At 67.3% G+C, this 20,877-nt stretch carries 16 protein-coding genes and 1 tRNA gene; 4 read left to right on the top strand and 13 right to left on the bottom strand.

The window, feature by feature from the left end:
• Positions 1-13: 13 nt before the first annotated feature.
• The 4 genes from nagZ to ACEQX1_RS02140 form a co-directional block, all read right to left on the bottom strand.
• Positions 14-1,033, bottom strand: coding sequence for a beta-N-acetylhexosaminidase (nagZ, locus tag ACEQX1_RS02155; RefSeq protein WP_370195513.1), 1,020 nt, complete (start codon positions 1,031-1,033; stop codon positions 14-16).
• 128 nt (positions 1,034-1,161) lie between these two features.
• On the bottom strand, positions 1,162-3,090 hold the full coding sequence (locus ACEQX1_RS02150) for an SPOR domain-containing protein (RefSeq protein WP_370195512.1): 1,929 nt from the start codon (positions 3,088-3,090) through the stop codon (positions 1,162-1,164).
• An 85-nt stretch (positions 3,091-3,175) separates the two neighbouring features.
• Positions 3,176-4,927: an arginine--tRNA ligase gene (gene argS, locus ACEQX1_RS02145; protein WP_370195511.1), complete on the bottom strand. Its 1,752-nt coding sequence runs from the start codon at positions 4,925-4,927 to the stop codon at positions 3,176-3,178.
• Positions 4,928-5,029: 102 nt separating this feature from the next.
• Positions 5,030-6,262, bottom strand: coding sequence for a deoxyguanosinetriphosphate triphosphohydrolase (locus ACEQX1_RS02140; RefSeq protein ID WP_370195510.1), 1,233 nt, complete (start codon positions 6,260-6,262; stop codon positions 5,030-5,032).
• 106 nt (positions 6,263-6,368) lie between these two features.
• Here ACEQX1_RS02140 and erpA point away from each other — a divergent pair, with 106 nt between their 5' ends.
• Both erpA and xth read left to right on the top strand, forming a co-directional pair.
• A complete protein-coding gene (erpA, locus tag ACEQX1_RS02135) occupies positions 6,369-6,710 on the top strand; it encodes an iron-sulfur cluster insertion protein ErpA (RefSeq protein WP_024351455.1) in 342 nt (113 codons plus the stop codon).
• Between the two features lie 7 nt (positions 6,711-6,717).
• The gene (gene xth, locus ACEQX1_RS02130; protein ID WP_187390998.1) at positions 6,718-7,500 is read left to right on the top strand and encodes an exodeoxyribonuclease III; all 783 of its coding nucleotides are present in this window, start codon (positions 6,718-6,720) and stop codon (positions 7,498-7,500) included.
• Between the two features lie 60 nt (positions 7,501-7,560).
• On the opposite strand, the gene ACEQX1_RS02125 is transcribed toward xth, so the two are convergent.
• From ACEQX1_RS02125 to ACEQX1_RS02095, 7 genes are all read right to left on the bottom strand, one after another.
• Positions 7,561-8,397, bottom strand: a complete 837-nt coding sequence (locus tag ACEQX1_RS02125; protein WP_024351457.1) for a tetratricopeptide repeat protein — start codon at positions 8,395-8,397, stop codon at positions 7,561-7,563.
• Positions 8,384-10,108, bottom strand: a complete 1,725-nt coding sequence (gene ilvD, locus ACEQX1_RS02120; RefSeq protein ID WP_187390997.1) for a dihydroxy-acid dehydratase — start codon at positions 10,106-10,108, stop codon at positions 8,384-8,386. Before ilvD ends, ACEQX1_RS02125 begins: the two co-directional genes overlap by 14 nt.
• Before the next feature lie 265 nt (positions 10,109-10,373).
• Positions 10,374-11,714, bottom strand: coding sequence for a long-chain fatty acid transporter (locus tag ACEQX1_RS02115; protein ID WP_370194737.1), 1,341 nt, complete (start codon positions 11,712-11,714; stop codon positions 10,374-10,376).
• Positions 11,715-12,027: 313 nt separating this feature from the next.
• Positions 12,028-14,871, bottom strand: coding sequence for a valine--tRNA ligase (locus ACEQX1_RS02110; protein WP_370196461.1), 2,844 nt, complete (start codon positions 14,869-14,871; stop codon positions 12,028-12,030).
• Between the two features lie 137 nt (positions 14,872-15,008).
• Positions 15,009-16,262, bottom strand: coding sequence for a PopZ family protein (locus ACEQX1_RS02105; RefSeq protein ID WP_370196460.1), 1,254 nt, complete (start codon positions 16,260-16,262; stop codon positions 15,009-15,011).
• A gap of 185 nt (positions 16,263-16,447) precedes the next feature.
• Positions 16,448-17,860 (bottom strand): TolC family outer membrane protein, encoded by a 1,413-nt coding sequence (locus ACEQX1_RS02100; RefSeq protein WP_188077445.1) that lies wholly within the window; start codon positions 17,858-17,860, stop codon positions 16,448-16,450.
• A gap of 198 nt (positions 17,861-18,058) precedes the next feature.
• Positions 18,059-18,712, bottom strand: coding sequence for a protein-L-isoaspartate O-methyltransferase (locus ACEQX1_RS02095; protein ID WP_024351463.1), 654 nt, complete (start codon positions 18,710-18,712; stop codon positions 18,059-18,061).
• Positions 18,713-18,934: 222 nt separating this feature from the next.
• Here ACEQX1_RS02095 and ACEQX1_RS02090 point away from each other — a divergent pair.
• Positions 18,935-19,008: transfer RNA gene (locus tag ACEQX1_RS02090), tRNA-Cys, on the top strand.
• 73 nt (positions 19,009-19,081) lie between these two features.
• On the opposite strand, the gene ACEQX1_RS02085 is transcribed toward ACEQX1_RS02090, so the two are convergent.
• The gene (locus ACEQX1_RS02085; protein WP_370196459.1) at positions 19,082-19,366 is read right to left on the bottom strand and encodes a hypothetical protein; all 285 of its coding nucleotides are present in this window, start codon (positions 19,364-19,366) and stop codon (positions 19,082-19,084) included.
• 78 nt (positions 19,367-19,444) lie between these two features.
• Positions 19,445-20,386, bottom strand: coding sequence for a LysR family transcriptional regulator (locus tag ACEQX1_RS02080; protein ID WP_370194713.1), 942 nt, complete (start codon positions 20,384-20,386; stop codon positions 19,445-19,447).
• Positions 20,387-20,533: 147 nt separating this feature from the next.
• Here ACEQX1_RS02080 and ACEQX1_RS02075 point away from each other — a divergent pair, with 147 nt between their 5' ends.
• Complete coding sequence (locus tag ACEQX1_RS02075; RefSeq protein WP_370196458.1) at positions 20,534-20,833, top strand: hypothetical protein; 300 nt, start codon at positions 20,534-20,536, stop codon at positions 20,831-20,833.
• Positions 20,834-20,877: the final 44 nt, after the last annotated feature.

The following is a 20,877-nucleotide window of genomic DNA, read 5'->3' as shown; positions in this document are numbered from 1 at the left end:
GACGGCAACCGGTTCAGGCGACGCGGGCGACGAGTTCGCGATATTCCGCGCGCAGCGCGGCCTCGTCGGCCGGCACGATCGGCGCGATGCAGGCCTCGGCGGCGGCGGCCCGGCGCTCGCCCTCTCCTGCCAGCGGCTGCGCGGCGTCAGCGACCTTGCGCATCTCCGCCATGTCGCCATTGCAGTGGAGGACGACGTCGCAGCCGGCATCGAGGCATTCGCGGCTGAGGTCGCCGAGATCGCCCTGCAGCGCCTTCATCGATATGTCGTCGCTCATCAGGAGACCGTCGAAACCGATCTCGCCGCGAATGACCTCCTCGATCACCACGGGCGACAGCGTCGCCGGGCGCCGGGCATCGATATCGGTATAGAGAATATGCGCGGTCATCGCCGCGGGCACCGTGTTCAGGGCCCTGAACGGGGCGAAATCGGTCCGGGACAGCTCGGCGCGGGGCGTTGCGACCACCGGCAGGCGGTAATGGCTGTCGGCATTGCCGCGACCATGGCCGGGAATGTGCTTCATCACCGGCAGGCCGCCGCCTGCCACAAACCCGTCCGCCACGGCCTGGCCAAGGGCGGCGACTGTGTCGGGGTCAAGGCCGTAGGCACGATCCCCGATGACCGAATCCGCCCCCTGCACCGGCACGTCGAGGCACGGTACGCAGTCGGCATTGATGCCATAGACCATGATGTCGGCGGCCAGGAGCCGGCCCTGCAGCCAGGCGGCGCGCACGCCCGCCTCGGCATCGGCGGCATGCAGGCGACCGAGATCGGCCGGCGTCGGATAGGCCGGCGCCATCGGCGGCTTGAGACGATTGATCCGCCCGCCTTCCTGGTCGATGAAGATCGGGGTCGCGGCGCGTCCGCCGATCTCGCGCAATTCGGCCGTCAGATCGGCCAGTTGCGAGGCGTCGGAGATGTTGCGGCCGAAGACGATGAAGCCCCAGGGCCGCTCGTCGGCGAAGAAGGCGCGTTCGTCCGCCGTCAGGCGAAGCCCGGCCGGCGCGGCAATCCACGCCTTCGATCCGCTCATTCCCGTCTCCTGTGCGTGCACGGATGGTCCCGCGTCAGCGCCGGGACGTGTGTCTGTGTGAGGAATGGAGGGAGCCGTCCCGCGCGAGGAACGGCCCGTCAGTGCGACGCCGGCGAGGCCGGCGACGCTCAGCGCGCCACGAAGCAGCTGCCGCCGGCTGATTTGAGCTGGGAACACAGGCTCGTCGCCTCGTCCTTGGAGCCGGTCGCCACGCGCACCCTGTAATAGGTGCCCTTGCCCGGAATGTCGGCCGACTGGATGACGAGATTGCGCCCGCCGATCACGCCGGCATAGCGCTGGCCGAGCGCCTGGGACGATTCCCGCGCCGCCGTCTCGCTCGGTTGCGAGGAGATCTGGACGTAATAACCGTCACCGGCAGGGGCCGTCACGGCGGCCGGCGCCGCTGCGGGCTGCGCCGCGATGCTGGCGGTTTCCGTGGCCGAATCGACGGCCGGCTCCGGCGCGACCGGGGTCGGCGCGGGGGAGACGGCGGCCGGCGACACCTGCGGCTCGGGCTCTGCCGTGGCGAGCGCCGCCACGCGGGTCGCGGCCGAGGCCGGTCGCGTCGGCTTCATCGCCGGGACGGGCATGCCCGGAGCGGGCTGTCCGGCCGATGCGGTGTCGTCCACCGTCTCGGTCGTCGCGACATCGGCCGCATCCGTTGCCAGTTCCACCGGACGCGAGGCGGCCGGGATCATAGCAGGGTTCTCGCCGCGCAGATCGGCCATCGACGTCTCGGGCACGGTGTCCTCGGTTACCAGCGTGCCATCCGGCCGCACGGTCAGCGTGCGCACGCGCCGCGGCGTCAGCACCGCGATCGGTTCGGCCGAGGCGGATGCGTCGGCGACCCGCACGGAGCCGTCGCCGATCCCGTTCGACGCAGCACGCGCCGTGCCGATCGGGCTGAGATCGACGCCCGGCAGATCATTGGCGACCTGCGAGGGCAGTTCCAGCGGCTCTTCGGCTGCCGACAGGAGGGTGGTCTGCGACGGCTTGATGTCGGCGTCGGCGCTCTGGACGCGCTCGTAAACCGCCTTGTTCTGATTCGGCACGGCGCGGCCGCCCGGGTCCTTCGGCGCGACCTTCACCGGCTCGGGATCGGCGCGCACGATGAGCACTTCGTCAGAGCCCGCAACGCCGCCGCTTCCGGATGCGTAATAGGCGCCGACGCCGCCGAGCAGCGCGATGACCAGCACACTGGCGCCGAAGCCAAGGGAACGGGGCGAGAAACGTCCCTGCCCGGCCGCCAGCATGGCGCCTGCGGCGCGATGGGACGCACCGCGAACACCGCGGCCATCATCGAACCGATCGTCGAGCGATTCGACACCGAAGGCATTGCTGTCGTCCTGGGCGAGACCGGCATGGCCGTGCTGCGGCGCGGACGGTCCGGTCGCCGCCATGCGCGTATCGGCGCCGTCCCATGCCTCGTTGACGCGCTGTACCTGCGGCGTCGTGGTCATCGCCGCGAGTTCGCTGGCGATCAGTTCGTCGAAATCGTCGAGCGGCTTGGTGCTGGCCTGCGGCATCGGCGCGGGCTCGACCCTTGCCGGCGCAAAGGCCTCGCTGTGATGCAGCGGCGTGCCGCGCGGATTGGCCGGAGCCGACAGGCCACGCAGCGCGACCTCCAGCTCGTCGTCGATCGCGGCGTCGAGCTGGGCCTCGGGAGCGGCCGGCGGCGTCGCGGAGCGCGACTGGCTGGCAAAACCCGTCGACGCAGCAGAGGCGCCGCGCGGCGACACCCAGTTCGCATAGGAATTGGTGATGGTCTCGTCGTCGCGGGACGGCGCGTCAGCAGCCATCGCGGGCGCTGCGAAATCGTCCATCGATTCGAAGCTGCGGTTGAATTCTTCGTCAAGGACGCCGGCCAGGGCCTCCTCGTCGAAACCGGTCGCATCGCCGGTCGGCGCGGCAGCGGTGTCGCGCTCGGCGCGCATCGCAGGCTCCGCGCCCCAGGGCTGATCGATCAGTTTCGCCAGATCCGCGAACGGATCTTCGTCAGGCGTCGCCGTCAGCCGGTCCGTCTTCGAACCCGCGCCGTTCATGTCCCCCGTCGACATTCACACCCCCGCCTATCTTCGTGCTCCGGAGGCGTCCGGCCCCTTCTCGTGGGCTAGGGGACGAACTTGACCAAAGCGTGATCGGTCAGCGCATTTCTTCCGGAGCGTCGACCCCGATCAGGCCGAGTCCCGTAGCCAGAACCAGCGCCACGGCCTTCACCAGAGCCAGTCGGGCCAAGGTGATCTTGACCTCATCAGCGTTAACAAACCGTAATTCCGGCAGGTCCTTGCCGCGATTGTACTGCGCGTGGAAGGACGATGCGAGGTCGTAGAGATAGAAGGCCAGCCGGTGCGGCTCCTTTGCATCGGCCGCCGATTTGATCAGCCGCGGGAACTCCGCGAGCTTGCGGATCAGGCCGATCTCACCCTCGTCGTTCAGGAGATCCAGCGTCTCGCGGTCGAGCGACGCGAAGTCGGGCAGCGTCAGCCCGGCCTCGACGGCCTGGCGGAAGATCGCGGCCGAACGGGCATGGGCGTACTGCACGTAGAAGACCGGATTGTCCTTCGACTGCTCGGTGACCTTCTGGAAGTCGAAGTCGAGCGGCGCGTCGCTCTTGCGAAACAGCATCATGAAGCGGACGGGATCGCGGCCGACCTCCTCCACCACGTCCGCCAGAGTGACGAAATTGCCGGAGCGCTTCGACATCGTCACCGGCTCGCCGTTCCGGTAGAGCTTCACGAGCTGGCACAACAGCACGTCCGCCGTCGCGGTGCCGCCGGACACCGCCCGCGCCACGGCTTCCAGCCGCTTCACATAGCCGCCGTGATCGGCGCCGAGGACGTAGACCATCTCCTGGAAACCGCGCTCGAACTTGTCGCGGAAATAGGCGACGTCGGCGGCGAAATAGGTGTAGCGGCCGTCGGACTTCACCAGCGGCCGGTCCTGGTCGTCGCCGACCTCGGTCGAGCGCAAGAGGGTCTGCTCGCGATCTTCCCAATCCTCGGGCAACTGGCCCTTGGGCGGCGGCAGCGAGCCCTGATAGACGAAGCCCCGCTCCCGCAGATCGGCGATAGCGGCGGCGATCTTGCCGCCATTGTCGTCATGCAGGGTGCGCTCGGAGAAGAACACGTCCTGCTCGATGCCCAGCAGCTTCAGATCGGCGCGGATCATCGCCATCATCGCGTCGATGGCCCGCTCGCGCACCAGCGGCAGCCATTCCGCCTCGTCCATCGCCAGGAGCCGGTCGCCGAACTCGCTCGCCAGCTTTTCGCCCACGGGCTTGAGGTACTCGCCGGGATAGAGACCGGCCGGGATCTCGTCGATCGTCTCGCCCAGCGCCTCGCGGTAGCGCAGCAGGGCCGAGCGCGCGAGAACGTTCACCTGCTCGCCGGCATCGTTGATGTAGTATTCGGTGGTGACCTCGTCGCCGCCGAAGGCCATCAGGCTCGCCACGGCATCGCCCACGACAGCGCCGCGGCAATGGCCGACATGCATCGGCCCTGTCGGGTTGGCCGAGACATATTCGACATTCACCCGGCGGCCGGTGGCCGGCGCCCGGCCGAAATTGCCGCCGGCGGCGAGAATGCCCGCCAGATGCGCGATCCAGAAGGGCTGGCGGAGTTTCAGATTGATGAAGCCGGGCCCGGCGATCTCGGCCGTCTCGACATCGGGATCGCGGGCAAGATGCGCGGCGATGCGGGTGGCCAGATCGCGCGGCTTCAGGCCGAGCGGCTTGGCCAGCACCATCGCGGCGTTGGTCGCAAGATCGCCATGGGCGGCATCGCGCGGCGGCTCGACCGTGACGCGTGCCAGGTCCGGCACGCCATTTTCACTATCGGAAAGAACGGCTTCGACCGCAGCCTTCACGCGCGATTCGAAATCGGCGAAGATGTTCATCCTGGACCTCGACTGGTTCCGGCGGCCGCCGTCGCGGCGCGGCCCGGACGTTCTGGCGACCGGGCGTCACGCATCTGCGTGCCTTAAAGAAGGAAAGGCCGGCTAGCGCAATTGCGGAGTAACGTCAAACAGCCGGCGATGCTCGGCCATGGCGAAGGTATCGGTCATGCCCGAGAGGTAATCGGAGACGCGCCGCGCCAGCTTGTCCGCCGGCAGCCTGTCCGCATCGCGGCTCCAGTCGCCCGGCATCAGGTCGGGCCGCGCCATCAGCCGCTCGAACAGCGCATCCACGATGCCTTCGGCGGTGCGCATCACCTGCATGATGCTCTCGTTGCGATAGACCCGTTCGAACAGGAAACGCCGCGTCTCGTCCACCGCCTCGCGCATGGCCGGCGAGAACACCACGATTGCGCGGTCGGCGGAGCGGATGTCCCCTGCACTCTTCGGCTCGATCGCGGCGATGCCGGAGAGCGCCGTACCGATCACGTCCTCCACCATGCGGGTGATGTGGCGCCGCAGGATCTCGTGGCCGGTGCGGGTGCGGTCGAGACCGGGATAAGCCTCCTCGACCTCCTTCAGGATCGCGCCGGCCAGCCGCAGCTCGCGCAGATCCTCGACGTCGATCAGGCCGGCCCTGAGCCCGTCGTCGAGATCGTGGGTGTTGTAGGCGATGTCGTCCGAGATCGCCGCGGCCTGCGCTTCGAGGCTGGCGAAGCCATCGAGATCCAGCGGGAACAGTGCGTCGAAATCCGCCACGGGCCTCGGCAACAGCGTGCCCGGCTCGGCCCGCGGCCCGACCAGCGGACCATTGTGCTTGACCAGCCCCTCCAGCGTTTCCCAGGCAAGGTTCAGCCCGTCGAACTCGGCGTAGCGATGCTCCAGCGCCGTGACGATCCGCAGCGACTGGGCGTTGTGATCGAAGCCGCCATAGGCCGCCATCTGCCTATCGAGGGCCCGCTCGCCGGCGTGGCCGAAGGGCGTGTGGCCGAAATCATGGACCAGTGCGATGGCCTCGGTGAGGTCCTCGTCGAGCCGCAAAGCCCGGGCGAAGGCGCGGGCAATCTGGGATACCTCGATCGTGTGGGTCAGGCGGGTGCGAAAGTGATCGCCCTCGTCGGCAACGAAGACCTGGGTCTTGTGCTTCAGCCGGCGAAAGGCGGTGGAATGGACGATCCGGTCGCGATCGCGCTGGAACGGCGTGCGGGTGCGGCTGGCAGGTTCGGGATAGAGGCGGCCGCGGGATTCCTCGGGCTGCACGGCGTAAGGGGCGCGGGCGATGCCGCCCATCCCGATCCGCGCGAATGCCGCGTCGCGTGTTCCCTGGGATTCATCCATCGCGAAACGATCCGTCCCGATTGACCGGCCAACCCGGCGTCCATACTTAAGTGTCAGCCCTCGAACAAGGAGCGGCGCGCCCGCCAACGACGCGCCGAACGGCAAGATGAGCGACACCACCGATCACACCGTCACCGTTTCCGAAGCCGCAGCCCGGCGGATCGCGGCGATCCTGTCGAAAAGCGACGACGCCGATTCGCTGCGCATTTCCGTCGAAGGCGGCGGATGCTCGGGCTTTTCCTACAAATACGACCTGACCAGCGGCCGCGAGGAGGACGACATCATCCTCGAGCGCGACGGCGCGCGGGTCGTCATCGACCCCGTCTCCATCGTCTACATGGAAGGCTCGGTGGTCGATTTCGTCGACGACCTGATGGGTCAGTCCTTCCAGATCCGCAATCCCAACGCCGTCGCCTCCTGCGGCTGCGGCACGTCCTTCTCGGTCTGACGCCCCCGTGCTGATCGCGACCTGGAACATCAACGGCGTCAAGGCCCGCCTCGACGCCCTCCTCGCCTGGCTGCAGGAACGCTCGCCCGACATCGCCTGCCTGCAGGAGATCAAGAATGTCGACGAGACCTTCCCGCGCGAGGCGATCGAGGCGCTCGGCTACCATGTCGAGACGCACGGCCAGAAGGGCTTCAACGGCGTTGCGCTCCTGTCGAAGGAGAAGCCGGTCTCGATCGAGCCGCGGCTGCCGGGCGACAGCAGCGACGAGCATGCCCGCTTCATCGAGGGCGTCTGGGATTTCCACGGCCGCCCCTTGCGGGTCGCCTCGCTTTACCTGCCCAACGGCAATCCGCTGGGCACCGAGAAATTCACCTACAAGCTCGCCTGGATGCAGCGTCTCCACGCCCATGCCCGCGACAGCATGGCCCGCGAGGAACTGCTGGTGCTGGCCGGCGACTACAACATCATCCCCGAGCGCGGCGACGCGGCGCGGCCCGACAACTGGACGGGCGACGCCCTCTTCCAGCCGGAGAGCCGCGCGGCCTATCGCCGGCTGATCAATCTGGGGCTGAGCGACGCGATCCGCGCCACGACAGATGCCGACGGCACCTACAGTTTCTGGGATTATCAGGCCGGGGCCTGGCAGAAGAACAACGGCATCCGCATCGACCATCTGCTGCTGTCGCCGGAAGCGCAGGACCGGATGGCATCGGCGGGGATCGACCGGCATGTGCGCGGCTGGGAAAAGCCGTCGGACCACGTCCCGGTGCTGGTCGAACTGGCAGCCTGAGCCGCTCGACCGCGTTCCGTCGGAGCGCAGACGCGACCGTCGCAAACTATCCGCAAATGATCAGTTCTTGGTGCTGACCATGCCGGTCGCGGACGCGATCTGCTGCTCGGCATAGGCGAGCGCGGTGCGCCGTTCGTTTTCCGAGGCGATCGCGAAGATCTCTTCCTGCAGCGGACGGATCCACTTTTCGTCGCGCGGCGAGGCCTGCTTCAGCGCCATGGTCAGCATGCCGAGCCCGCGCACCGGCTGGGCCGGCAGCGAGATGCGGTCACCGTCGAACAGCAGATAGCCGAGCAGCGCCGCGGCGCCGACATTGCCCTTCTCGGCGGCGAGATTCAGCCAGCGCGCCGCCTGCCGGGGATTGGCCTTGCCGCCTTCCCCGTTCAGCGTCATGCGGCCCAGTTCGAACTGCGCCTTGGCGTCGCCGAAATAGGACGCGGCGTGGAAGTAGAACTGCCGCGCACGCTGCAGGTCCACCGCCACCGGGCTGCCGGAAATCCCAACGCGCAGATAGTCGGCCAGTGCGACGACCGCGCTGGAGACATAGGCGGCGTTGGTGAAGTTGCCTTCCTCCTCGCCCTGATCGCGTACGATCTGTTCGAAGATCTTGAAGGCCTCGTAGTCGTTCTCCGGCACGCCGTCGCCCTCGGCATACATCCGGCCGAGCTTCCAGCGCGCGCCCGGATGTCCCTTGTCGGCGGCGTAGCGCAGCGCCTCGAAGGCTTCCACCTTCTCGCCGCGCTGATAGGCCTTGAAGCCGAAGGAGAAGAGTTCCAGCGGTCCTGCGTCGGGATTGACCCTGGCCGCCGGGTCGAGCGCAAGCGCCGACCCGCCGACGCTGCCAAGCAGCGTCAACGCCAGGATCGAGACCGACAGGAACGAACTAGAGGTCCGCATAACAGTGCTTTTCCGCCGCTCCGCCCGGATGTGTCACTGCGCCGAGGCGCGCCGTGCCGACCTGCTGGGCGTATTTCCAGATGGCACCGGACTGGTAGTCGGTTTCGCGGGGCTTCCAGTCTTCGGCCCGCTTCTTCATGTCGTCATCCGACACGTCCACGTCCAGTGTCCCGGCGACGGCATCGATGGTGATGATGTCGCCATCGCGCAGCAGGCCGATCGGACCGCCGAGCGCCGCTTCCGGGCCGACATGGCCGATGCAGAAGCCGCGGGTCGCGCCGGAGAACCGGCCGTCGGTGATCAGCGCGACCTTGTCGCCCATGCCCTGGCCGTACAGCGCCGCCGTGGTCGACAGCATCTCGCGCATGCCGGGTCCGCCGCGCGGGCCCTCGTAGCGGATGACGAGAACCTCGCCTTCCTTGTACTGGCGCTTGGAGACAGCCTCGTAGCATTCCTCTTCCGAATCGAAGCAGCGCGCCGGGCCGGAGAACCGCAGGTTCTTCATGCCCGCCACCTTCACGATGGCGCCGTCCTGGGCGAGGTTGCCCTTCAGGCCGACGACGCCGCCGGTCTCGGTGATCGGCGTGTTGGCCGGATGGATCACGTCCTGGTTCGGGTTCCAGGTCACCTTCGCCATGTTCTCGGCAATGGTGCGGCCGGTGACGGTCATGCAATCGCCGTGCAGATAGCCATGGTCCAGCATGGTCTTCATAAGCATCGGGATGCCGCCGGCCTCGAACATGTCCTTGGCGACGTATTTGCCGCCCGGCTTCAGGTTGGCGATGTAGGGCGTCTTGCGGAAGATCTCCGCAACGTCGAACAGGTCGAACTCGATGCCGCATTCATGTGCGATCGCCGGCAGATGCAGGGCACCGTTGGTCGAACCGCCGGTTGCCGCGACGACGGCGGCGGCGTTCTCCAGCGCCTTGCGGGTGACGATGTCGCGCGGCCGGATGTTGCGGGCCAGGAGTTCCATGACGATCTCGCCCGACGCGTAGCAGAACTTGTCGCGGATCTCGTAGGGCGCCGGCGCACCGCAGGAATAGGGCAGCGCCAGGCCGATGGCCTCGGCCACGGTCGCCATGGTGTTGGCGGTGAACTGCGCGCCGCAGGAACCGGCCGACGGACAGGCAACCTGCTCGATCTCGTCGAGATCGGCGTCGTTCATCTCGCCGACCGAATGCTTGCCGACGGCCTCGAAGATGTCCTGGACGGTGACCTGCTGGCCGCGGAAATTGCCCGGCAGGATCGACCCGCCATAGATGAAGACCGACGGCACGTTCAGGCGAACCATCGCCATCATCATGCCCGGAAGCGACTTGTCGCAGCCGGCCAGACCCACCAGCGCGTCATAGGCATGGCCGCGCATGGTCAGCTCAACCGAATCGGCGATGAGGTCGCGCGAGACGAGCGAAGCCTTCATGCCCTGGTGGCCCATGGCGATGCCGTCGGTGACGGTGATGGTGCAGAATTCGCGCGGCGTACCGCGGGCTGCGGCGACGCCCTTCTTGACGACCTGTGCCTGGCGCATCAGCGAGATGTTGCACGGCGCGGCCTCGTTCCAGCAGGAGGCGACGCCGACCAGCGGCTGATGGATCTCTTCCTTGGTGAGACCCATGGCGTAGAGATACGAGCGGTGCGGCGCGCGCGACGGCCCCTCGGTCACATGCCGGCTGGGCAGGTTCTTCTTGTCGATCGAATGCGCGTCCATCGGTCCCCCTCGTACACAACGCTGTTCATGGCCCGCCTCGACGCCGCGCCCGATCAGCACCTCTGGGGTGAGCGGGTTTTGTGGCGGCAACGGGGCATGGCTCCCCGCGGCGGACTATAGGCGATGCTCCGCTGCAATAGTGTTGCAGCGATCCCACAAGCAGCGAATTCGCCTCGATGCCCGCGAGAGGGTCCCGGCCAGCAAAAAGGCGCGCCCTGCGGACGCGCCTTCCTTGTGCTTCAAAGAGTTGGTCGTGAGACCGGACTCAGAAAGTGAACTTCATCGAGGCATTGACCGCATAGACGAAGTCGTCGCCGACCGTGGCATTGAAGTACGCACCGTCGCTGGTCGACTGCTCGCCATCGGTCCAGTAGCCGACGAGACCGCCGAAGCGCAGCTCGCTCCACTCATTGGCCTTGAACGAGACGCCGCCGGCCAGGGTGTAGAGATCGGTGTAGGTCGTCTCCGAACCGGTCGACACGCCGCGATCGTAGCCGACCGAGACGGCCGCCGAGATCTCGTCGGTGAACGCCCGGCCGAGGCCGATCGACGCCGTGTAGCCGTCACGCCAGTTGTAGGGCGACAGGCTCGAGCTCGTGCCACGTGCGGTCGTGATCGAACTGACGGCGGTGCCGTTAGTGCTCCAGTCCGTCCAGCGGAAGGAGGCCAGCAGCAGCGTGCCCGGCGCAATGCCGGTCTGGGCGTTGATGTACAGGCTCTGCGGGCTGACGACTTCCGAAAAGTCGGAAGTTCCGGGTGCAACGACCGATCCCAACGCGGGCCCAGGCAGTACTACCTGCGCGCCACTGGGTCCGATAGCGTAAGCATTGCCATTCGCTACGACTTGACCTGTGCCAGTGAAATTGTCGTGCGTGGCTTCCGAACGATACATGATCTGGGCACGCAGAGCGATTTCCGGCTTTTCGAATGCCGCGCCGACGCGATAACCGATGGCGTAGTCGCTTTTGGTTTCCACCGTCGTCCGTACCGGCAAGAACACTGGGACAGTGCCGAACGGCAACGTCGCCGTGGTTATTGGCGTGTTCGAAACGCTGGTTCCGTCGAAGGTGAAGTCTTCGGCGAAGACGCCGCCGAGAACGCTGAAGCGGCCGATGTCATTGGTGTAGGACAGGCGGCAGGTCAGGCCGAACTCGTTCGACTCGAACTCGCTCGTCTCGGTCCGCGAACCAGCCGTCGGACCAGCCGGAAGCGCCCCGCCCGGCGCGCCGGTGTAGTCGGATTCCGCCGCGAAGGAGATCACGTAGGTGCCTGCGCAGCCGGCCATCTCGCTGTTGATGCCGAAGGCCAGCGACGGGATGAGGTAATTCTGCGTGTAGGTGCCGAAATTGCCGCTCTGGCCGTTGATCGACTCGAAGCCGCGCTGCGGATTGACGTAGGTGACGCCGGTCCGCATCACGGCGGTGCCCTGCTCGAACAGAATGTCCGTGTCAGCCGTGCCGCGCTGGAAGCCACCGGCGAGGGCCGACGTGCTGAGCGCCGCCGAAGCCAGGGACGCGCCGAGAATCGTTGTCAGAAAAGTTCGCAATGGAATCCCCCCACTCTTGTTGAACTTCCGCGGGAACCCAGCCGCTGAAAGTTGACGCAAACGTAAACGATAAATTCGCGGTCCGGAACTCCCCGGTTGCAACACCGGGGCAATTGCGACGCTTCCGCCACAGCGGCGATCATAGCCGGCGAAGCCTGCGCAAGCCTTTGCAGATTCTGATTTTTCGCGTGGGGGAACGGGGGGTTACGTAGGGAGAGATCGGCGCGCGCACGGCACGAGGAGACAAAATCGTGTCCCGAGCGTGTCATAAATACGACAGATCGGCGGCTCGGCGCCAAGGGCCGGATGATACCGGGCATTGCAGGAGCACGGCGTTTCCTTGCAAGGAAACGCCGTGCTCCCGGTTGTAAGGCTACTGCAGCCGTTCGAGCGCCGCCGACAGCTTGTCGGCCTCGATCCGGTAGCCTTCGCGCTTCTCGCGCTCCTGCTCGACGATCTCGTCAGGCGCGTTGGCGACGAACTTCTGGTTGGAGAGCTTGCGGTCGATCCGCTCGATCTCGCCGAGAGCCTTGTCGCGGGCCTTGCCAAGGCGGCTGCGCTCGGCGGCGACGTCGATGAGCCCGGCCAGCGGCAGGGCGAAGCTGCCCCCCGCCGCCAGGATCTGCGCCGACTGTTCCGGCGCGGTCTCCGCGGTGACGATGGTCGCCAGCCGCGCCAACCGTTTCACCGCGGCGCCGTGCCGCTCCAGCCGCGCCGCGGTCGCCGCATCAGGCGCCACCGCCACGAGATCGGCCTCGGTCGCCGCCGGCACGTTCATCTCGGACCGCACCGAGCGGATCTCCGATACCACCTCGATCAGCCAGTTGATGTCGTCGGCGGCGTCGCGGTCGGCGAAGTCGAGCACCGGCCAGGCCGCATGGCACAGCAGCGAGGCGCGTTCGCCGGCGGCGGTCACCTGCCACAGCTCCTCGGTGATGAACGGCATGAACGGATGCAGCAGCGCGTAGATCCGGTCGAGGACCGACCCCATGACGTGCCGCACCTCGTTGGCCGCGGCCTCGTCGCTGCCCATCAAGGCCGGCTTGGCCAGCTCGACATACCAGTCGCAGAACAGGTTCCAGACGAAGCGGTAGAGCGTCGCCGCCGCCTCGTTGAAGCGGTAGGCCGCGATGGCGGTCTCGGTCTCGGCGATGGTGCGGCCGAGTTCGGTCACGACCCAGCGGTTCAGCGGCAGCGAGAGCTGCGACGGATCGAGAGTGCCGCCATGGACGGCGCCGTTCATCTCGGCGAAGCGGGTCGCGTTCCACAGCTTGGTGCCGAAATTGCGATAGCCGGCGATGCGCTGCGGATCGAGCTTCACGTCGCGGCCCTGCGCCGCCATGATCGCCAGGGTGAAGCGCAGGGCATCGGCGCCGAACTCGTCGATGAGATCGAGCGGATCGACCACATTGCCCTTCGACTTCGACATCTTGGCGCCGGTCTTGTCGCGCACCAGAGCGTGGACATAGACCGTGTGGAATGGCTCCTCGTCCATGAATTCGAGGCCCATCATCATCATCCGGGCGACCCAGAAGAAGATGATGTCGAAGCCGGTGACGAGGACGCTGGTCGGATAATAGGTCGCCAGCTCCGGCGTCTGGTCCGGCCAGCCGAGCGTCGAGAACGGCCAGAGGGCCGACGAGAACCAGGTGTCGAGAACGTCCTCGTCGCGATGCAGGAAGCCGTCGCGGCGCGCCGGATCGGCGGCCATGGCGCGGGCTTCCTCGTCGTCGATCGTGCCGTTGGTGACATAATGCGACAGCGCCGCGGCGACGGCCTCTTCCTCGGTCTTGGCGACGAAGATCTCACCGTCCGGCCCGTACCAGGCCGGGATCTGGTGGCCCCACCAGAGCTGGCGCGAGATGCACCAGGGCTGAATGTTCTCCATCCAGTCGAAATAGGTCTTTTCCCAGTTCTTCGGCACGAACTTGGTGCGGCCCTCGCGCACCGAGGCGATGGCCGGCTCGGCCAGCGTCTTGGCGTCGACATACCACTGGTCGGTGAGGAACGGCTCGATCGGCACGCCGCCGCGGTCGCCATGCGGCACCGTGTGCGGATGGTCCTCGACGGCGGCGAGGAGACCGCCCTCCTCCATCATCGCGACGATGGCCTCGCGCGCGGCAAAGCGGTCCTCGCCGTCGAGCGCCGCAATGGTGCGCTCGAGTTCGGCGGTCTCCTCCAGACCGTCGAGGAAGGCCTCGTTCTCGGCCAGCGTGATCTTCGCGGCGACCGTCAGGATGTTGATCTGCTTGAGATCGTGGCGCTTGCCGACCTCGAAATCGTTGAAGTCGTGCGCCGGCGTCATCTTCACCGCGCCGGTGCCGGCCTCGGGATCGGGATATTCGTCGGCGACGATCGGAATCCGGCGGCCAACCAGCGGCAGGATGACGGACTTGCCGACGAGGTCGCGGTAACGCGGATCCTCGGGGCTGACCGCCACGCCGCTGTCGCCCAGCATGGTCTCGGGCCGGGTCGTCGCGACGACCAGATGGTCGCGGGTCTCGTAGCCGGCGGGCTCGCCATCCGACGGCTTCCACGCGGTGCGGTTGCCCTCGGTATCGAGATTGTAGGGATGCTCGTAGGTCACGCCATCGGCCAGCGGATAGCGGAAATGCCAGAGGTGGCCCTTCACCTCCTTCTGCTCGACCTCCAGGTCCGAAATCGCCGTCAGCAGCTTCGGGTCCCAGTTGACGAGACGCTTGTCCTTGTAGATCAGGCCCTTGCGATAGAGCTCGACGAAGACGTGCAGCACGGCCTTCGACAGGCCCTCGTCCATGGTGAAGCGCTCGCGCGACCAGTCGCAGGACGCGCCGAGACGGCGCAGCTGCCCGAGGATCGCCCCGCCCGATTCGCCCTTCCACTGCCAGACCCGCTCGATGAAGGCGTCGCGGCCCATGTCGCGCCGGCCCGGCTCCTTGCGCTCGGCCAGCTGCCGCTCGACGACCATCTGAGTGGCGATGCCGGCGTGATCGAGGCCGGGCTGCCACAGCACCTTCTTGCCGCGCATGCGCTCGAAGCGCACCAGCACGTCCTGCAGCGTGTCGTTCAGCGCGTGCCCCATGTGGAGCGAGCCGGTGACATTGGGGGGCGGAATGACGATCGAGAAGGCTTCGGCGTCCTCGGCGGCGCCGGCTCCGGCGCGGAAGGCCTCTGCCTCTTCCCAACGCTCGGCAATACGCGGCTCGATCGCCGCGGCGTCATAGGTCTTTTCGATCATGGCTTGTCCGGTGCGCGCGCCAGCCGGATTCCCCGGGGCGGTGATGTTCCAGAACCGGTTACAGCCTTGCTTTCGACACTGTCAACGAAGAGCCGTGTCGGCCCGCGATGCGATCTGCACGCCGCAGGCCGGGTTCGTCAGCGGCGACCGCCGCGGGCGACGCGCTCGATCTCCTCGCGAACCAGCCGCTCGACGAGGCGCGGCAGGTTGTCGTCGAGCCATTCCTGCAGCATCGGCCGCAGCATCTGGCGGACGGTCTCGTCCATGGTGCGCATCTGCTCGTCGCGGATGACGCGGGCGAGATCGTCGAACGACCCGGCGATGCGTTCGCCGGCCTCATGCGAGACAAGGGCGTGGATGTCGGCGGCGGTCGTCGCTGCCACCGGTGCGGACGGCGCCGCCGGCGCATCGACGGCTTCCGCGGCCTGGGCCTCGACCTCAGCCGGCTCGTACGCCTGCGGCGACGGGCGCGCGGTCATGGTGGGAGCCGCCGCGTCATCGTCCTCGTCCTCAGCGGCGTTGCTGGCGACGGAATCGGTTGCCACGTCGGCGTCGGCCCGGCCCGCCTCGAACAGGCCGGCCCGGTCGAGAAGCTCGCTGGCGAACTCGTCCTCGTCGAACTCGCCGAGATAATCGGCCGGCTCGTCGGCGTCGGCCGAAACATCGGCGTCGGACGTAGACCCGGTCGGCATCGGCGCGGCCTGCGCGGAGGCCATCGCCTCCGCCGGCTCCAGCCGCGCTTCAGCAGGCACTTCGTCTTCGTCGTCAGTGGCAGCCATGGCCGAGACATCGGCGACGGAATCGCGCGCCGCGTCCGTCCGGCGCTCGGACGCCGCGGCGAGCGAGGCAGCCTGCAGCCGTGCCGACGACAGCGCCGTCACGTCTTCCAAGATGTCCGCGTCGGTCGCATCCGCCGCATTGCTCAGACGTCCGTCATGGGCCGCAACTGCCTGCCGGACGGCCGTTTCGACCTCGTCCTCGACCATATCCAGCGACAGGCCCGGGCCGGACGACATCGCGGCGTCGTCCTCTGAATCCTCATCGGCCGCGACCGGCGCCACGGGCGGTACGATCCCGAGCTTGGGCCGGGGGGCCTGACGTACCGTATCGTTGGCAGGGCGTCCGAGCCCGTCAAATCCGGAGACCTCGTCGCGCTCGGCCTGAACCGGCGCCTGCCTGTCAAGGCGCGGCTCGGTCAGCGCCGGCCTCGTGCCCTGCTGCGCGCGCGTTGCCGGCTCGGCAGCCTGAGGTTCATCGCGCTCGGCCGAGACGGCCGGCTTGGCCGCAGCCCGGCGCGAGGGAGACTTCTCCTCGCCGCTTTCGATGATACGCCGGATCGAGGCCAGGATCTCGTCCATGGACGGTTCCCGTGCCGGTAGAGCATTGCTCATGACGAGCTCCCGCAAAATTGGGCGACAGGCGCAGACCCTATCGCTCGAATCATGCGTGAAGCCTAAGCGCAAAGGGCCTCGACGGGAATCCCGCAAGGCCCTTCAGCATCTCTATCACCAGCTTCTTGCAGCGTGCTGTTGCCGGCCGGACTCGCTTCGCGGGGTCCGGCTCGCCCGATCAAGGCTCAGCGGCCGTCGGGGGTGCGCAGGCCGAACCACTTGTCCTCGACCGCCTCGTAATGCTCGGTCGGTCGATAGACGCTCGCCACGAGGTTGAGACGCTCGGCGGACAGGCGGCCGATGGCCGACAGAACGGCATAGCCGGCGACGACCTCGTCGCGGGTCGAACCGGCCAGCAGGATCTGCGCCGAGATCACGTCGGCCTGGGAGTTCAAGACGTCCAGCGTGGTGCGCTGGCCGACATTGCGCTCTTCGATGACGCCGTTGAGGGCCAGCCGCGCCGCGTCGACCTGGGCCCGGTAGCCGGTGATGTTGGCCCGCGCCGCCTGCAGCTGCGCCCATGCCGTCGCCACAGCGGCCCGCACCTGGTCGCGGGCGCCATCGACCTCGATGCGCCGCTGACCGAGGACTTCCTTGGCCTGCCGCACGACGGAACTGGCGCGACCGCCCTGATAGATCGGGATCGTCAGCTGGGCCCCGACCGAGGCGGAGACCTCGTTCTGGGTGTTCACGCGAACGCCGGGCAGGCTGGACGGGTCGCGCTCGTTGAGCGCGTAGGTGTCATCGACACGGCCGGTCAGGCTGAGCTCGGGCAGGAACGCCCCTTCCGCCGACTTCACCTGGAAGGCCGCCGCGTCGACCGCTGCCAGCGTCGCCTGGATCGCCGGATGCTCCGCCTGTGAAATGCGGAAGGCCTCGTCGACCGAGCGCGGCAGCACGCCGGACGGCAGCGTGCCGGCAACCAGATTATCGGGCGAATCGCCAATGATGTCGAAATAGGTCGCCTCGCTGGACGCCACCTGCGCCAGCGCGCTGTTCAGAAGCGCCGTTGCGAGCGCTTGCTGCGATTCGGCCTGGGCGACGTCGGTCCGCGTGCCTTCGCCAACTTCGAACCGTGCGCCGGCGGCCCGCACCTGCTCTTCGAGGAAGCCGAGATTTTCGCGGCGCAGCGCGGCGATGCGCCGGTCGCGCAGGACATTCATGTAGGCGCTGGCGGCATCGAACAGGACGTTCTGCTCGGTGTTCGACAGATTGCCGCGCGCCGCCCGGATCTGGGCCTGCGCCGCGGCGACGTTGTTCTGGGTCTGGAAGCCGTCGAAGATCGTCTGGTTCAGCTGCACGCCGAAACCGATCGAGTCGGTCCGGTCGCGAATCCGCGGCAGGTCGTCGCCACGGGTCGTGCGGCTGCGGCTGGCATTCGCCGAACCGACGCCGCTGATGAAAGGCCTGAGCGCCGAGCGGGCCTGCGGCACGTTCTCGTCAGTCGCGCGGAGCTGGGCGCGGGCGGCATTGAGATCCTGATTGAACTTGTAGGCCTTTGCGAGCGCCCCGGTGAGCGTTTCCGCCAGCGCCCCACTGGGAGAGGACAACAGCGTGCCCGCGGCCAGAAGCGCGGCAATCACAGTCTTGCCGATCAATGTTCATACTCCATGACGCGGCCCACTTAGGTAACGGTCACCGCCCCCGCCCCGACGTCTCCCGGAAACGTCAGACCCGGGAATGCCATTTGAGGTTTGGGGCATACTAATCAGGCGCACGGCCGATCGATCAAGCGACGCGGCCCCCTGCCCGGCATTTGTTTCGCGAATCGGCAAATCTGCAACGATGCTGATCGCTCAGAAGGCGAACTCGGCCTTCCTCTGAAAGCCCGGCAGCGGCCGGATGCTGCAGTTGAATCCGAACCGGCTGCCGACGACACCGTTGTCGTCCTTGAAGTAGAGCTTGGCTTCCGCCGCATTGCCCTGCCCCTCGACGACGACCAGACGGCCACCATCCCGAAGCTGTTCGAGCAGGGTTTCAGGCAGAATGTCGACAGAACCTTGCACGAAAATGACGTCGAACGGCGCTTCCGACGGATAGCCTTCGTTCAGCGGCCCTTCGACGACGGCGCAGGTGACATAGTCGAGCCGGGCGAGGTTCTCGGTCGCCGCTTCCGCCAGCTCCGGATCCTGCTCCAGCGAAACCACCGAGCCGGCCAGATGCGACAGCACCGCCGACGAATAGCCGGTGCCGCAGCCCACATCGAGAACGACGTCGTCGGGACGGATCGCGGCCAGCTGGATCAGCTTGGCGAAGGGGGAGGCTTCCATGATGAAGCGGCCGTTGCCGAGCGGCACGTCCTCGTCGATATAGGCCAGCGGCTTGCGCGCGGCCGGCACGAACTCTTCGCGCGGCACCTCGAGGAAGGCCCGCAGGATCTCGTGGCGGGTCACGTCGGTGGTGCGAATCTGGTTGTCCACCATCCGCGTACGGGCGGCATCAAAGTCCATGGTCGACATTCCGATCTCTCGTCGCCGTTTCGCCTTGTTCTCTGTCGTTTCCTTAGTCGCGCCCTAGAAGCGAGGCAAGGCGAAGATCGCCGCAACGCACCGTTCGGCGTTGCGGCGTGACGGAAAACCGGGGCTGCCGGCGTGCCGGCATGACGATGTTCGCAGATCGGATCGGAGGGGCTTGCGAGAGCCCAATCAAATCAGTAGGTACAGCGCCGGTGAGGCCTCGTGGCGGAGTGGTTACGCAGAGGACTGCAAATCCTTGCACGGGGGTTCGATTCCCTCCGAGGCCTCCAGCTTTTCCCCTACATTGCATTCAAGACAGTTCAACGACCGGCGAGGCAGCCGCCGCCTAATGGCGTATGCGGCTTACTGGGCCGGGAAGAAGCGCGGGCCGATCAGGCGATAGCCTTCGGCGGTGCGCTCGACGGGCTCCTGCGGCGCGATGTTGCGGATGGTTTCCGGCCGCGGCGTCGGGATCGGCACGCCGTTGGACGCGCTCTTGATGCTGCGGCTCTCGCGCGGCTCGACCGACAGCGACGCCATCTCGATCATCCCCTGCGACAGGGAATCGCCGGAGGTCGACTGGGCGCTGGCCGGCGCCGCGAAGAGCGCTGCTGCCAGGATCGGGGCTGCCGCAAGCTGCTTGAACATTGTATCCGCCTCTCATTCGTTTGTTGGAAAGCGAAAGGGGTCGAAGCGGAATTCGGTTCCAGATGAGCGACTTGGCGATCAGGCGACGGTTTGCGATTCGTATACGGCCGCGCGTTTGCGCCGCATCACCTCCGGCAGCGTGTCGATCAGGTGATCCACCAGCAGCCGCACGGCCGGCAGCATGCCGCGCCGCGACGTGAACAGGAGATGCACCATGCTCTCGCCGGCATGATAATCCGGCAGCACCCGGACCAGCGCGCCTGAGGCGAGCGCGTCGTAACAGACTGCCTGGGGCAGCATCGCGACGCCCAGCGCTTCAATGGCGGCCTCGCGGGAGACGGCGAAGTCGTTGACCAGCAGCCGGGGTTCGTGGCGGATCCGCACCGGGCGGTCGGCGCCGTCATAGAGCTCCCAGATGCTCTGGTCCTGCGTCTTCTGATGGGCGATCGTCGGCAGGCCGGCCAGATCCTCCGGCCGCGCGATGGGTGGATGCGCCGCCAGGAAGGCCGGGCTCGCCACCAGGACGATGCCGATCGGTCCCAGCTTGCGCGCCACCAGATCGGAGTTCTCCTCGAAGGCGAGATTGGCACGGATCACCACGTCGACCCGCTCGGCAATGAGATCGATGGTCTCCAGCGACACCAGCAATTGCAGCCGCACCTTGGGATAGGCCGCGAAGAACGCTGGCAGCACGCCGGCCAACGCATGTTCTCCAAAGCCCGGCGGGCAGCCGAGCCGGACCAGCCCGCGCGGTTCGGCGGTCAGGGTCTGCGCCGCCTCCTCGGCCGCCTCGGCTTCGGCGAGCGCTGCACGGCAATGGCCGTAGAACACGTCGCCGACCGCCGTCAGCGACAGCCGACGGGCCGAGCGCTCCAGAAGCTGAACATCGAGCCGCTGCTCCAGAGCGGCGACGCGGCGGCTCAGCTTAGACTTCGGAATACCCAGTGCCCGGCCCGCCGCGGCAAAGCCGCCATGGCGCACCACGGCCTCGAAATAGAAGAGGTCATCGAGATTGGGCATGCGTTCCACCAGTAGGACGACGAGTTGCAATTCCGCCATCTACCACCGGGAGCGTTCCAACAATAGGTCTGATGCATCGCATCATTAGCGGGTTCCGACACTGCAAATTGCAGTCCGCCGGAGCCCGCAAACCAAGGGACCATTGCCATGAAGACGCTTCCGCTCCTCGCCGCAGGCCTCGCGGCATCCCTCGCCTTCGCCGCTCCGGCCTCGGCCCAGCTCGCCTCCACCGGCGACGTCGGCTACGGCCATTTCTACGGCGAGTTCCAGTCCGGCCAGCGCGCCGCTGCCGACCGCAGCGATGCGGTTCGCAGCGACGCTCGCCGCGTGACCCGCACCGAACGCCGGGCCGCGCCGCAGACCGCCCGTGATGCGGCGCGATTCGCGCCCGCCACCCGCACGACCGTCACGCCGCTGGCCTATCAGCCGGTCGCCAACGGCCTCTAATCGGCGCCGGAGCGTCCTCCCAGCTCCCGTCGCCCGCAGGGCGC

The sequence above is a fragment of the Aurantimonas sp. genome (genome assembly GCF_964217435.1).
GTDB classification, from domain to species: Bacteria; Pseudomonadota; Alphaproteobacteria; order Rhizobiales; family Rhizobiaceae; genus Aurantimonas; species Aurantimonas coralicida.
The sequence above is the reverse complement of the archived record's forward strand: the minus strand, read 5'-3'. Positions and strand labels throughout refer to the sequence as shown.